Annotated in this window: 12 protein-coding genes; 3 read left to right on the top strand and 9 right to left on the bottom strand. The window is 64.7% G+C overall.

The features are described 5' to 3' along the window. Window positions 1-114 precede the first annotated feature (114 nt). Window positions 115-1,623, top strand: coding sequence for a DEAD/DEAH box helicase (locus I6F09_RS03195; RefSeq protein WP_035999958.1), 1,509 nt, complete (start codon window positions 115-117; stop codon window positions 1,621-1,623). 164 nt (window positions 1,624-1,787) lie between these two features. After that, complete coding sequence (locus I6F09_RS03190) at window positions 1,788-2,855, top strand: GGDEF domain-containing protein (protein WP_225187435.1); 1,068 nt, start codon at window positions 1,788-1,790, stop codon at window positions 2,853-2,855. 174 nt (window positions 2,856-3,029) lie between these two features. Here I6F09_RS03190 and I6F09_RS03185 read toward each other — a convergent pair whose 3' ends face one another. The 9 genes from I6F09_RS03185 to I6F09_RS03145 all read right to left on the bottom strand — a co-directional run bounded on the left by I6F09_RS03185 (window position 3,030) and on the right by I6F09_RS03145 (window position 11,881). Then, window positions 3,030-3,449, bottom strand: coding sequence for a TfoX/Sxy family protein (locus I6F09_RS03185; RefSeq protein WP_225125543.1), 420 nt, complete (start codon window positions 3,447-3,449; stop codon window positions 3,030-3,032). Between the two features lie 166 nt (window positions 3,450-3,615). Beyond that, a complete protein-coding gene (locus tag I6F09_RS03180) occupies window positions 3,616-4,026 on the bottom strand; it encodes an iron-sulfur cluster assembly accessory protein (RefSeq protein ID WP_074447904.1) in 411 nt (136 codons plus the stop codon). Window positions 4,027-4,075: 49 nt separating this feature from the next. Beyond that, window positions 4,076-4,447, bottom strand: a complete 372-nt coding sequence (locus I6F09_RS03175) for an SUF system Fe-S cluster assembly protein (protein ID WP_018641712.1) — start codon at window positions 4,445-4,447, stop codon at window positions 4,076-4,078. Next, the gene (locus tag I6F09_RS03170) at window positions 4,444-5,691 is read right to left on the bottom strand and encodes a cysteine desulfurase (RefSeq protein ID WP_225187434.1); all 1,248 of its coding nucleotides are present in this window, start codon (window positions 5,689-5,691) and stop codon (window positions 4,444-4,446) included. The genes I6F09_RS03175 and I6F09_RS03170 overlap by 4 nt, the downstream gene beginning before the upstream one ends. After that, on the bottom strand, window positions 5,688-6,992 hold the full coding sequence (sufD, locus tag I6F09_RS03165; RefSeq protein ID WP_225187433.1) for a Fe-S cluster assembly protein SufD: 1,305 nt from the start codon (window positions 6,990-6,992) through the stop codon (window positions 5,688-5,690). The genes I6F09_RS03170 and sufD overlap by 4 nt, the downstream gene beginning before the upstream one ends. A gap of 11 nt (window positions 6,993-7,003) precedes the next feature. Further along, window positions 7,004-7,756 (bottom strand): Fe-S cluster assembly ATPase SufC, encoded by a 753-nt coding sequence (gene sufC, locus I6F09_RS03160; protein ID WP_035999976.1) that lies wholly within the window; start codon window positions 7,754-7,756, stop codon window positions 7,004-7,006. A 132-nt stretch (window positions 7,757-7,888) separates the two neighbouring features. Beyond that, a complete protein-coding gene (gene sufB / locus I6F09_RS03155; RefSeq protein ID WP_225113990.1) occupies window positions 7,889-9,385 on the bottom strand; it encodes a Fe-S cluster assembly protein SufB in 1,497 nt (498 codons plus the stop codon). 113 nt (window positions 9,386-9,498) lie between these two features. Then, window positions 9,499-10,638: a cysteine desulfurase family protein gene (locus tag I6F09_RS03150; RefSeq protein WP_225187432.1), complete on the bottom strand. Its 1,140-nt coding sequence runs from the start codon at window positions 10,636-10,638 to the stop codon at window positions 9,499-9,501. A gap of 52 nt (window positions 10,639-10,690) precedes the next feature. Further along, complete coding sequence (locus tag I6F09_RS03145) at window positions 10,691-11,881, bottom strand: acyltransferase family protein (protein ID WP_109143899.1); 1,191 nt, start codon at window positions 11,879-11,881, stop codon at window positions 10,691-10,693. Between the two features lie 57 nt (window positions 11,882-11,938). Between I6F09_RS03145 and I6F09_RS03140 the strand changes: the two genes are divergently transcribed. Continuing rightward, the gene (locus I6F09_RS03140) at window positions 11,939-12,910 is read left to right on the top strand and encodes a LytTR family DNA-binding domain-containing protein (RefSeq protein WP_225187431.1); all 972 of its coding nucleotides are present in this window, start codon (window positions 11,939-11,941) and stop codon (window positions 12,908-12,910) included. The last annotated feature ends 52 nt before the right edge of the window (window positions 12,911-12,962 follow it).

The following is a 12,962-nucleotide window of genomic DNA, read 5'->3' as shown; positions in this document are numbered from 1 at the left end:
GCTTTGTCCGCGTGAGTCAGCACCCCCAGCTTCTTCGAGAGCGCGCCGTTTCGGGGTGGAACGCGACAGCCTTATTACCCTCGATTCCGAACGGCGGTTTCGACCAGAGGCTCAATGTCCTTTTCAGATCTCGGACTGTCCGAAAAAGTCCTCGCCGCAGTGGCGGCCACCGGTTACACCACCCCCACCCCCATTCAGGAACAGGCGATCCCCCACGTCCTCGCACGCAAGGACGTGCTCGGCATCGCCCAGACCGGCACCGGCAAGACCGCGGCCTTCGTGCTGCCGATGCTCACCATCCTCGAAAAGGGCCGCGCCCGGGCGCGCATGCCGCGCACGCTGATCCTCGAGCCAACCCGCGAGCTCGCGGCCCAGGTGAAGGAAAACTTCGATCGCTACGGCGCCGGCCAGAAGCTCAACGTCGCCCTCCTGATCGGCGGCGTCTCCTTCGGCGACCAGGATGCCAAGCTGATGCGCGGCGTCGACGTGCTGATCGCCACCCCCGGCCGGCTGCTCGACCATACCGAGCGCGGCGGCCTGTTGCTCACCGGCGTCGAACTGCTCGTCATCGACGAAGCCGACCGCATGCTGGACATGGGCTTCATCCCCGACATCGAGCGCATCTGCAAGCTCGTTCCCTTCACGCGGCAGACCCTGTTCTTCACCGCGACCATGCCGCCGGAAATCCGGCGCATCACCGAAGCCTTCCTGCACAATCCGCAGAAGGTCGAGGTCTCCAAGCCCGCCACGACCGCCGTCACCGTTACGCAAGCCCAGGTGCCCGCCGGCCGCGAGGCGCACGAGAAGCGCGAATTGCTCCGCCGTTTGCTACGCGAGGCCAAGGACCTCAAGAACGCGATCATCTTCTGCAATCGCAAGCGCGAGGTCGCGATCGTTCACAAATCGCTGCAGAAGCACGGCTTCAGCGTCGGTGCCCTGCACGGCGACATGGACCAGCCGGCCCGCATGGCCGCGCTCGACCAGTTCCGCAAGGGTGAGCTGCCCCTCCTCGTCGCCTCCGACGTCGCCGCCCGCGGCCTCGACATTCCCGAGGTCAGCCACGTCTTCAATTTCGACGTTCCCCACCACGCCGACGATTACGTCCACCGCATCGGCCGCACCGGCCGCGCCGGCCGAACCGGCACCGCGATCTCGATCGTGACACCGCTCGACCAGAAGTCGATGGCGGCGATCGAGAAGCTGATCGGCCAGAGCATTCCGCGCGCCGAAGGCGACTATGACGTCCACGCCGAAGCGGGCGAACAAGGCGAGCGTCCGCGCGAGCAGCGCGGCCGCGAGCGTTCACGCGGCGGACGCGGCAAGCCGCAGCGCGGCGAGCGGCGCGGTCATGACCGCGAGCGCAGCCACGAGCCGCGCGAGGCGCGTGGCGAGGCACGGGCGGCTCCCGAGGCGAGGCCGGCACGCGAGGCACGGCCTCCGCGCGAAGCCAGGCAATCATCCGAGCCGCGCAATGGTGTGCGCCCGCAAGCGAATTCGTCGCATGTGCCCTCGATCGGCCGTCCCGAGCCGCGCCGCCAGCGCGAGATCGACAGCGAGCCGGGCGATCACTCGCATCTGCCGGCGTTTCTTCTGCGGCCGGTGCGCTCCCCCGCCGGCGCCTGAAGCGCGCTGGCGCGCCAGATTTCGGTTGAAGATCCTCGATCTACAATTTTTTGGATGCCCCGTGAACGTATATTTACGGGGCGTTCACGATCGTCCGTTAGCCTACGAACATAATTTAAGGATTGCTGCGGTCGATGGCGCGTCGGCCGCTGTGGGGATGTTCAGTGATCAAGGTACTCGACGAACACGAACGCACCCTGGCGTTCGCCGAGGTGGCGCTCGGTCAGATCCGATCGCTTCGACAGACGGCCATTCCCCGCAATTACGAGATCTGGTACGTCTACGCCACCGGCTACAACGCACCGCTCAACAAGATCATCAATGAGACGCTGGCGCGCAGCGGCAAGCTGACCGAGGCCGATCTCGAGCAGATCTACGAGACCTATCTCTCCCACATCAAGACCACCGACCGCATCGACAAGGTCGGCGCGCGCGTCGTCGGCGAGATCGACGACGTCGTGAAGGTGTTGGGCGAGGCGCTCGGCATGACCGGGGCCTACGATACCAGTCTGTCGGATGCGACCGAGAAACTGTCGTCGGTCGAGAACCGCGACCAGGTCAAGGCGATCGTCGAGGCGCTGCTGCGCTCCACCAGCGAGATGCGCGAGACCAACAAGGCGCTCGAAGAGAGGCTGACGCTGTCGAAGAACGAGATCAGCAATCTCCAGCAGAGCCTGGAGGCGATCCGCGCCGAAAGCCTGACCGATCCGCTCACGGGCCTGGGAAATCGCAAATATTTCGACCGCATGATCGGCATCGCAGTGCAGAGCGCGCTCGTCTCGGGCGAGCCGCTGTCGCTGCTGCTGTTCGACATCGATCACTTCAAGTCGTTCAACGATTCCTACGGCCATCTCACCGGCGACCAGGTGCTGCGGCTCGTCGGCCTTTCGCTGAAGCAGACCATCAAGGGCCAGGACATCACGGCGCGCTACGGCGGCGAGGAATTCGCGGTCGTTCTCCCCAACACCGCGATGCGCCAGGCACTGACGGTGGCCGACCACATTCGCCGCGCCGTGATGGCGAAGGAATTGAAGAAGAAATCGACCGGCGAGATCCTCGGCCGCGTCACCATCTCCGTCGGCGTCTCCACGCTCAGGGAGGGCGACGACACCGACGCGCTGATCGAGCGTGCCGACGCCTGCCTCTACGCCGCCAAGCGCAACGGCCGCAACCGCGTGATCTGCGAAGCCGATCCGGAATTCGCGATCGAGAGCCACAGCCGGGTGGCGTAGGCTAAATCAATTCCCCGCCGTCATTCCGGGGCGCGCCTCTTGGCGCGAGCCCGGAATCCATACTCCCGATGGTGGTTATGGATTCCGGGCTCGCGGCGATACCCGCGCCCCGGAATGACCGCGACCTGAGAGCGAGACCTCCGCCTCGGTAATGCGCGCGATTCAGCCGTCGCTTTATGAGCTACGGCGACCCGCCTTACGCGCCGTTTTCTTGGCCGGTCGCTTCTTTGCAAGGGGCTTCTTCGCCGCCGCCTTCTTCGCCTTCGGTCGCTTCTTCACCTTGGCGCGCTGGGCGGCAGTGAGCGCCGCCCTCGCCCATTGCGCAAGCTCCTGGGAATCGTCGAACAGGCGCGCCGGCAGCTCCCAGTAGGAATTCACAACCACGGTCTTGGCGCGGGTCGAATACTGGAACGGCTTCGAGCCTTCGGCCTCGAAGTCGGGAATGGTCGTCTCGTCGGCGCGAAAGAACAGGCCGGCGCGCAGCGACAGCGCGAAATTGACGCCGTCGGCGGAGATGCCGTAGCCGGAGAACATTTTCCGGATGGTGACCGGGCCGAAATCGGCGAACAGGTCGATCAGGAATTCGCGGTCCATCGGAGGCTTCCCTGCGCAAGCAAGTGAGCCTTCATAGCATTTCCGTCATTGCGAGCGAAGCGAAGCAATCCAGACTTCCGCCGCGGAGGCAGGTTGGATTGTTTTGTCGCCAGCGCAAAATTGCTCGCAATTTTGTCGCGGGCTCCTCGCAGTGACGCTGGAAAGTCTACCCGTCGATCTTTGCCGGCCGCAACTCGACCGATTCGCCGCAACCGCAGGCGGAGACCTGGTTGGGATTGTTGAAGACGAACTGGGCCTGCATCTTGTCGGCCTTGTAGTCCATCTCGGTGCCGAGCAGGAACAGCACGGCCTTGGGATCGACCAGGATCTTGACGCCCTTATCCTCGACGACCTCGTCGGTCGGGCGGATGTCGTGGGCGTATTCGACCGTGTAGGACTGGCCGGCGCAGCCGCCGTTCTTCACGCCGACGCGCAAGCCCACGATCTCCGAGTCCGCGCGTTGGGTCAGCTCGGTGATGCGCTGGGCAGCGGCATCCGTCAGCCGCATCACCTGCGGGCGCGGGCGCCGCGGCTTCGGAGTGGATGCTGGTGTCGAGCCTGACGAAATCTGGGTCATGTTGTCTATGTGGTCCGTTGCGGAGCGAATTCAATGCGGCCCGAGGGCGTCACCACATGTTCAGCACGAGGCGGGCCTCGTCGCTCATGCGTTCCGGCGACCACGGCGGCTCCCAGACGACCTTGACGTCGACCACGCCGACGCCGGGCACGCTCGCGACCGCGTTCTCGACCATGGTCGGCAGCTCGCCGGCAGCCGGACAGTTCGGCGTCGTCAGCGTCATCTGCACGTCCACGGAACGGTCGTCCTTGATCTCGACCTTGTAGATCAGGCCGAGCTCGTAGATGTCGGCGGGGATTTCCGGGTCGAACACGGTCTTGAGCCCGGCGATGATCTCGCGGGTCAGCCGCTCGGTCTCCTCCGGCGGCAATGCCGAATGGGTCTCCATCGGATTGGCTTTGATTTCGGCCGTGTCACTCATGCAAACAAATCCCGCGCCTTCAGCAGCGCCTGTGCCAGATGATCGACTTCTTCCCGCGTATTATACATGCCGAACGAGGCCCGGCATGTCGCCGTCACGTTGAACCGCTCTAAAAGCGGCATGACGCAATGGGTGCCGGCGCGCACCGCGATGCCCTGGCGGTCGATCACGGTGGCGACGTCGTGGGCGTGCGCGCCCTTGAGCTCGAAGGAGATCACGGGGCCCTTGCCCCGCGCCGTGCCGATCAGCCGCAGCGAGTTGATCTCGCGCAGGCGCTCCTGGGCGTACGCGGTGAGGTCCGCCTCGTAGGCGGCGATGCGTTCCTTGCCGATCGAGTTGACGTAATCGATGGCGGCACCAAGGCCGACGGCCTCGACGATCGCCGGCGTGCCCGCCTCGAACTTGTGCGGGGGATCGCCATAGGTGACGACATCGCGCGAGACTTCGCGGATCATCTCGCCGCCGCCGTTGAAGGGGCGCATCGCGACGAGGTGGTCGTACTTGGCCCAGAGCACGCCGATGCCGGTCGGGCCATAGACCTTGTGGCCGGTGAAGACGTAGAAGTCGCAGCCGATGTCCTGGACGTCGACCGGCAGATGCACGGCGCCCTGGCTGCCGTCGACCAGCACCGGAATGCCGCGGGCGCGGGCAATCTTCACGACGTCCTTGACCGGGACGATGGTGCCGAGCGCGTTCGACATCTGCGTGATCGCGACCAGCTTGGTCTTCGAGGTCAGCAGCTTCTCGAACTCGTCGATGAGGAAATTGCCCTCATCGTCGACCGGTGCCCACTTGATCACCGCGCCCTGGCGTTCTCTCAGGAAGTGCCAGGGTACGATATTCGAGTGGTGCTCCATGATGGAGATGACGATCTCGTCGCCTTCCCCGATATTGGGGGCGCCCCACGAAGACGCGACCAAGTTGATCGCCTCGGTCGCGTTGCGGGTGAAAATGACTTCCTCGGTGCGCGCCGCGTTGATGAACTGCGCCACCTTGGTGCGGCCGCCCTCATAGGCTTCGGTCGCGGCATTGGCGAGGTAGTGCAGGCCGCGATGCACATTGGCGTATTCGGACCTATAGGCCTGCGTCATGCGGTCGAGCACAGCGCTCGGCTTCTGTGCCGAGGCGGCGTTGTCGAGATAGACCAGCGGCTTGCCGTAGACCTGCATGGCGAGCGCCGGGAAATCCTGGCGCACGCGCGCAACGTCATAGGCGCCGTTCTTGACCGCCGGATGCGTGCTCATGACCGCCGCTCCAGCCAGCGCTCGGCGATGCCGATCACGTGCTCGCGCAAAGTATCATCGGCGATCTGCTCGATCGCCTCGCCGACAAAGGCCTGGATCAGCAGCGCCTGGGCCTGCTTCTCCGGCAGGCCACGGGCCTTCAGGTAGAACAGCAGACTGTCGTCGAGCGCGCCGGCGGTGGCGCCGTGGCCGCAGGAGACGTCGTCGGCAAAAATCTCGAGCTCGGGCTTGTTGTCGGCCTCGGCCTCGTCCGAGAGCAGCAGCGCGCGCGTCATCATCTTGCCGTCGGTCTTCTGCGCGTCGGGACGGACGATGATGCGGCCCTGGAACACCGAATGGGCGCGGTCGTCGATCACCGCACGGAAGATCTCGCGGCTGACGCAGTTCGGCACGGCATGGTCGACCACCAGCGTGGTGTCGCCGTGCTCGGTCTTCTTCAGGAGGTTGACGCCGTTGACCGAGAGCTCGCTGCCCTCGCCCGCCAGCGTAATGAAGCCCTGCAAGCGGCTGACCGCAGCGCCGCTGGTCATGTTGAAGACGTTCAGCTTGGTGTTGGCGCCGACGGTAACGAACTGCGAGGTGATGTTCACCGCATCGGCGGCATCGTCCATCAGGCGGATATGCGCGACGTCGGCGTCGTCGCCGACCGAGATGATAACGGCGTCGTTGACCTGGTAGGCCGCAGCGCCGGCGGCGACGAAGCTCTCGATGATGGTGGCGCGGGCGCCCTTCCCGATCGCCACCTGCGAGCGGGTGAAAGCCGAGGCCGATGCGGCGGTCGCAACATGGATGATCTGGACCGGCGCAGAGAGCTGCGTTCCATCCGCGATCGACAGCACCGCGCCGTCGGTCGCCAGCGCCGCGTTGACCGCGATCACGGCATCGGTGGACGCGGTCTTGAGGAGACCGGCATCCTTATCCAGCGTCTCGCGCAGAGTCTTGAAGCCGACCTCGGACGCAAGCGCCTTCACGTCTGAAAGCTCAGCCGCGAACACGCCGTCGACCAGGACCAGCTTGCGGGCGCCCGCGATGGCATGCGCCTTGACCGCGTCCGCGGCGCGCTTCAGCGCGGTCGCATCGGGCACGGCCGCCAGCGGCAGCACCTCGCCGACCAGCGCGCGCAGATCGGTGTATTTCCATTCCTCGATCCGGCGGTGCGGCAGACCGAGACGCTCATAGGTCTCGAACGCCTCGCGGCGCGCCGCCATCACGTCAGGCGAACCCGGCAGGCGGCCTTCGGCGCTGGCGAAGAGATCGCTCACCGCGCGGCCGCTCCCGGTCTTTGCCACAGCAACGTTCATCTTAAAATTCCTTACGCGGCATCCTCGAACTGGGCGTAGCCGGAGGCTTCCAGCTCCAGCGCCAATTCCTTGCCGCCGCTCTTCACGACGCGGCCCCTGGACATCACGTGCACGACGTCGGGCACGATGTAGTTCAGCAGCCGCTGATAATGGGTGATGACGACCATCGCGCGCCCCGGCGAGCGCAGTGCGTTGACGCCGTCGGCCGCGATGCGCAGCGCGTCGATGTCGAGGCCCGAATCCATCTCGTCGAGGATGCACAGGCTCGGCTCGAACAGCGCCATCTGCAGCACCTCGTTGCGCTTCTTCTCGCCGCCGGAGAAGCCGACATTGACGCCGCGCTTGAGCATGTCCTGCGGGATGTTCAGCGACTTCGAGACTTCGCGGACCTTCTTCAGGAAGTCCGGCACCATCAGCTCGCTCTCGCCGCGCGCCTTGCGCTGCGCGTTCAGCGCCGTGCGCAGGAAATTCATGGTGGTGACGCCGGGGATCTCGACCGGATATTGGAACGCCAGGAACACGCCCTTGGCGGCGCGCTCGTCGGGATCCATCTCCAGCAGGTCCTCGCCCCTGAACAGGATCTGGCCGTCGGTGACCTCGTAGCCGGGCTTGCCGGCGATGACGTGCGAGAGCGTCGACTTGCCGGAGCCGTTCGGCCCCATGATCGCGTGCACCTCGCCCTCGTTCACGGTCAGCGTCAGCCCGTGGAGGATCTCACGCTCCTCGACACGAACCTTGAGGTCTTTCACTTCAAGCAAAGCCATAATGTTTTTCCATCTATCCCCTCATCCCAGGGAGCGCCGCAGGCGCGTCTCGAAGGATTGAGGCCACCAATCTTTCCGGTATCCATCCTTCGAGGCGGCCGCTTGCGCGGCCTCTTCAGGACGAGGTCCGAGCTAGCCGACCGACCCTTCGAGCGAGATCGAGATCAGCTTCTGCGCTTCCACCGCGAACTCCATCGGCAGCTGCTGCAGCACGTCCTTGACGAAGCCGTTGACGACGAGGCCGACCGCTTCTTCCTGGCTGAGCCCGCGCTGGATGCAGTAGAACAGCACGTCCTCGGAGATCTTCGAGGTCGTCGCCTCGTGCTCGAACGTCGCCGACGAGTTCTTGGCTTCGATGTACGGCACGGTGTGCGCGCCGCATTTGTCGCCGATCAGGAGCGAGTCGCAGGCGGTGAAGTTGCGCGCGCCGGTCGCTTTCCGGTGCGCGGTGACGAGGCCGCGATAGGTGTTCTGCGACTTGCCGGCGGCGATGCCCTTGGAGATGATCCGGCTCGACGTGTTCTTGCCGAGATGGATCATCTTGGTGCCGCTATCGACCTGCTGGAAGCCGTTCGAGATCGCGATCGAGTAGAACTCGCCGCGGGAATTGTCACCGCGCAGGATGCAGCTCGGGTATTTCCAGGTGATGGCGGAGCCGGTCTCGACCTGGGTCCAGGAGATCTTCGAGTTGGCGCCACGGCAGTCGCCACGCTTGGTGACGAAATTGTAGATGCCGCCCTTGCCTTCCGAATTGCCGGGATACCAGTTCTGCACCGTCGAATATTTGATCTCGGCGTCGTCGAGGGCGACGAGCTCGACCACGGCGGCATGCAGCTGGTTCTCGTCGCGCTGCGGCGCGGTGCAGCCTTCGAGATAGGAAACGTAGGAGCCCTTGTCGGCGATGATCAGCGTGCGCTCGAACTGGCCGGTGTTGCGCTCGTTGATGCGGAAATAGGTCGACAGCTCCATCGGGCAGCGCACGCCCGGCGGCACATAGACGAACGAGCCGTCGGAGAACACCGCCGAGTTCAGCGTCGCGTAGAAATTGTCCGAGGTCGGAACCACCGATCCCAGATATTTCTGCACCAATTCAGGGTGCTCGCGGATGGCTTCCGAGATCGGCATGAAGATCACGCCGGCCTTCTTCAGCTCAGCCTTGAACGTGGTCGCAACCGAGACCGAATCGAAGACAGCATCGACCGCGATCTTGCGGCGGGCCGGATCTTCCTCGCCGGGCTTGGGCTCGACGCCTTCGAGCATGGCGACTTCCCGCAAGGGGATGCCGAGCTTCTCGTAGGTCTTCAGGATCTCCGGATCGATCTCATCCAGCGAGGAGACCGTCTTCTTCGGCTTCGGCGCCGCGTAGTAATAGAGGTCCTGGAAGTCGATCTTGGGATAGTCGACGCGGGCCCAGGTCGGCTCCTGCATGGTCAGCCAGCGCCGATAGGCCTCCAGCCGCCACTGCAGCATCCAGGCGGGCTCGTTCTTCTTCTGTGAGATGAACTTTACGATCTCCTCCGACAGCCCCTTGGGGGCCTTCTCGGAGTCGATCAGGGTTTCAAACCCATAACGATACTGGTCGACGTCGATGCGCTTCACGCGCTCGACCGTCTCTTGTACGGCTGGCATTCCATCCTCCGCTCGCGGTTTCAAGGACCGCGGTGGATCAAACTCGGACGAGTATTACGATATTTCTCTGCGGAAAGCACGGGCTTAGAACCGTTCAAGCCGTGTTTCATCGCTCAACCCTTAAGTAGGGTATTACCAAGCTTTCGCCAAGCCTCTAACGCCCTATTGATGTCCGCCGGTTCCGTGGACCAGCCCAGACTGAGACGCACCGCTCCCTGGGCCACTACGGGATCATAGCCCATCGCCGACAGGACGTGAGACGGCTGGACCTTACCGGAGGAACAGGCGGAGCCGGAAGACACCGCGACGCCCTCCAGATCGAAGCCGATCACGGCGGTTTCGGCCTTGAGGCCTGGTGCGGTGAAAAGGACGGTATTCGGCAACCGTGCCACGTCTTTCGCAAAGACTGTCGTGCCGGGAACGTCGCGGACGCCATTTTCCAAGCGATCTCTGAGACTTGCCATACGCTTCACATCTTCCGGCAGAGCCTGAAGCGCAGCCTTCACCGCCGCGCCAAAGGCGGCGATCCCGGCAGTGTTCTCGGTTCCGGCCCGGCGGCTGAACTCCTGTCCGCCGCCCCGCAGCACCGGCTCAAGGCCGCTTATCCCATTCGCCATCGCCAGGGCGCCGACCCCCTTGGGGCCGCCGATCTTGTGCGCAGAAAAGGTCGCAAGGTCGGCGCCGACTGAATTGATATCGAACGGTATTTTGCCCATCGCCTGGATCGCGTCGACATGCAGCAGGCCGACGGCCTCGTGGACGATCCTTGCAGCCTCCGTGACGGGCTGAAGGGCGCCGGTCTCGTTGTTGGCGGCCATGATCGAGACCAGGGCTGGCGGGCCGCCCTTCAGCAGCGCCTTCAAATGATCGAGGTCGACCACGCCGGAGCGCGTGACCTGGATCAGCCCGATCTTGTCCGCCGGGAACCGGCCGCCTGTTAGCACCGAGGCGTGCTCAACCGCCGAGACCAGCAGCCGCTCGACGGGTGCGCCGGAGGGGCCCCGCAAACCCGGCGAGAGCGCCAGCGCATTGGCCTCGGTTCCAGCGGAGGTGAAGACGACGTTGCGCGGCTGCGCCCCCACCGCGGCGGCGAGTGTCGCGCGGGCTTCTTCGACCAGCCGCCGCGACTCCCGCCCCTCGGCATGGACCGAGGATGGATTGCCGACCAGGTCGAAGGCTGCGACCATCGCCGCTCGCGCCTCGGGGCGCAGCGGCGTGGTCGCATTCCAGTCGAGATAGACACGGTTCGGCATCTGGCCCTCTTAGCACCTTTTGTCGTTCGGCCAATCGGAGGGCGTGCGCTCGTCAGGCCAGCTGTTGCTCCGTCCTCGCAACACTTCGGGGCACCGCCCGCAACCCGAACAGCGGCCGAAGCCAGGCAACGCGCCGGACGATCTCATAGCTCGCCACACATGTGAGCGCGGTCCCGGCGATGACAATGGACGCTTCGATCCCAGCCGACAGACCGCTGCCATGCAATTGATGCGCGATCACGATGATCGCGGTCTGATGCACTATGTAGTACGGGAAGATCGCGTCGGTCAGATAGCGCCGCGCCGGGCTGTCGGCTGTAAGATAGCGCCGGGCAAAGCCCAGCACGACGGCGATCGCGAGCCATTGATAACAGCCATAGGCCGAGGCGGCGAACCACTTCAGCATGGGCGACGGCGCAAACAGGCCGGCGCGTACCAGGATGAAGCCAGCGAAGCACGCGGCGGCGGCCAGCAGGGCCGCCCAGCGCAGGCGTTCGAGTTCGCGCCAGATCCCCTCCTGCTTGGCCAGCAGGAAACCGATCAGGAAGGCCGTGGCGTGGTCCGCGTGGTTGTACCAGTCGCCAAACAGCGCGTGTGTCGACGGGAAAGCCGGGAACAGCACCAGGCGCCAGGCCGCATACAGCAGGCAGGGCGCGATCAGGAGCCATGGGCCGGTAAGCGCACGAGCCAGCTTTCGGCCAAGCCAGTCAGCGCCGGCCGGCCATAACGCGAGCACGCCGATCAACGCCATGGTGTAGACCCACAGATAGACCACGAACCAGAGGTGGTTCCAGGTCGGCAACACGATGCACGGCTTCGGACAGAATTGCGCGCCGAAGGCGAAGTAGTGCCTGGCGTAGAAATCGAAGAAGCCGGCGGGATAGCCGAGGCTTTCGACGATCTGGAGATAGGCCTGCGGCGGCACGATCACGAGCATGCCGAAGATCAGCGGGATCAGGAGCCGCGCCGATCGCGCACCGGCAAGCGAGGCGAGGCTGGACTTGCCGAGCATGAAGCGGGTGGCAACCCCAGACACCAGGAACAGAAGCGACAGCCGCCATGGGTTGAGGAAGAGCATCACCGGTTCCAGCCACGTCAGCCGGTGCGTGCTCTTGATGTGAAATCCCCAGGACACGTAGAGCATGCCGACGTGGTAGAAGATGAGCAGCGCGAAGGCTAAAATCCGCACCCAGTCCAGGTCGATACGCCTTTCAGAGCTTTGGGATTGCTGTGGTGTTGTCATGGTTTTCTGCTCCTTGACGGGACGACAAACGCGGTTTTGGGGCCAGGACTGACGAAAATGGCTGACACCGAAAATGCTCCGCCTGCGGCGCGCGTCGAGCCGGTTTGGGATCAGAATCGGACACGAGGGGATGAGCTGCCGGCGGCTGGGACGAGTCGCGGGACTTTCGGGATCAGCGGCGGCGACCGGATGATGTTCGCAGCGATCGCGGCCGTCGCGCTCGTGATCGGAATCGTCAATGCGTTTTCGTTCGCTCAGGACGCGGCCTGGCGCGGCGACAGCTACGACATCGGCCGGCGGTTGTTCTGGGAGATGTCGAGCATCGCCGTCATCCTGCTGTTGCTGCCGATCCTGGTTTTGGCGGTCCGCCGCATGCGCCGGACAGCCGGCCTCGCCGCCCAGGCGGCCATCGGGGCGATCGCCCTGCTCGGCTTCTCCACCCTCCACATCACCGGCATGGTCTGGGTGCGGAAGCTCGCGCTCTGGCTCGCCGGCGGCGCCTACGATTTCCGTTTCTCGCTCGCGACGGTCCTGTATGAATTCCGCAAAGACGCCGTGGCCTTTGTTCTGATCGCCGCCACGATCTGGCTGCTCGAAAGCCGGCGTGAGCTGAAGAGCGCGGCAGTCGCATCGTCGGCGCCGCCCACCCCGAAGCAGCCATCGTCCGCCGATCTGATCTGGCTGCGCGACGGCACCAGCCGCATTCGCGTGGTGCCGCGCGATATCCTCTGGGTCGCGTCAGCCGGCAATTACATCGAATATAGCCTCGCCGACGGCACCCAGCACCTCATACGGGGCACGCTGGCAGCGGCGGAAAGCGAGCTGGCGCGCTTTTCCATCGTTCGCGTCCACCGGACCAAGCTCGCCAATCTCGACCGGGTGCGCGGCGTGGACCTCAAGCCATCAGGGGATTTCGAGCTCGCCTTCGACAACGGCCAGACGCTCGGCGGCAGCCGGCGCTACCGGCCGGCGGTCGCATCGCTGGGAAGCCGAACCGCGCCAGCGGGAATCGCCCCAGGCGCCCCCTAAACAATCGTGATTTCAATAAGTTGGATAGCACCCTTCGGCAGGACGGCCGGCT

This window comes from Bradyrhizobium sp. IC3195, assembly GCF_020193585.1.
GTDB classification, from domain to species: domain Bacteria; phylum Pseudomonadota; class Alphaproteobacteria; order Rhizobiales; family Xanthobacteraceae; genus Bradyrhizobium; species Bradyrhizobium yuanmingense.
The sequence above is the reverse complement of the archived record's forward strand: the minus strand, read 5'-3'. Positions and strand labels throughout refer to the sequence as shown.

Coding starts and splice junctions, on each gene's coding strand:
- I6F09_RS03195 (WP_035999958.1), top strand. CDS start 115: ATGTCCTTTTCAGATCTCGGACTGTCCGAAAAAGTCCTCGCCGCAGTG.
- I6F09_RS03185 (WP_225125543.1), bottom strand. CDS start 3,449: ATGGACCGCGAATTCCTGATCGACCTGTTCGCCGATTTCGGCCCGGTC.
- I6F09_RS03180 (WP_074447904.1), bottom strand. CDS start 4,026: ATGACCCAGATTTCGTCAGGCTCGACACCAGCATCCACTCCGAAGCCG.
- I6F09_RS03175 (WP_018641712.1), bottom strand. CDS start 4,447: ATGAGTGACACGGCCGAAATCAAAGCCAATCCGATGGAGACCCATTCG.
- I6F09_RS03170 (WP_225187434.1), bottom strand. CDS start 5,691: ATGAGCACGCATCCGGCGGTCAAGAACGGCGCCTATGACGTTGCGCGC.
- sufD (WP_225187433.1), bottom strand. CDS start 6,992: ATGAACGTTGCTGTGGCAAAGACCGGGAGCGGCCGCGCGGTGAGCGAT.
- sufC (WP_035999976.1), bottom strand. CDS start 7,756: ATGGCTTTGCTTGAAGTGAAAGACCTCAAGGTTCGTGTCGAGGAGCGT.
- sufB (WP_225113990.1), bottom strand. CDS start 9,385: ATGCCAGCCGTACAAGAGACGGTCGAGCGCGTGAAGCGCATCGACGTC.
- I6F09_RS03150 (WP_225187432.1), bottom strand. CDS start 10,638: ATGCCGAACCGTGTCTATCTCGACTGGAATGCGACCACGCCGCTGCGC.
- I6F09_RS03145 (WP_109143899.1), bottom strand. CDS start 11,881: ATGACAACACCACAGCAATCCCAAAGCTCTGAAAGGCGTATCGACCTG.
- I6F09_RS03140 (WP_225187431.1), top strand. CDS start 11,939: ATGGCTGACACCGAAAATGCTCCGCCTGCGGCGCGCGTCGAGCCGGTT.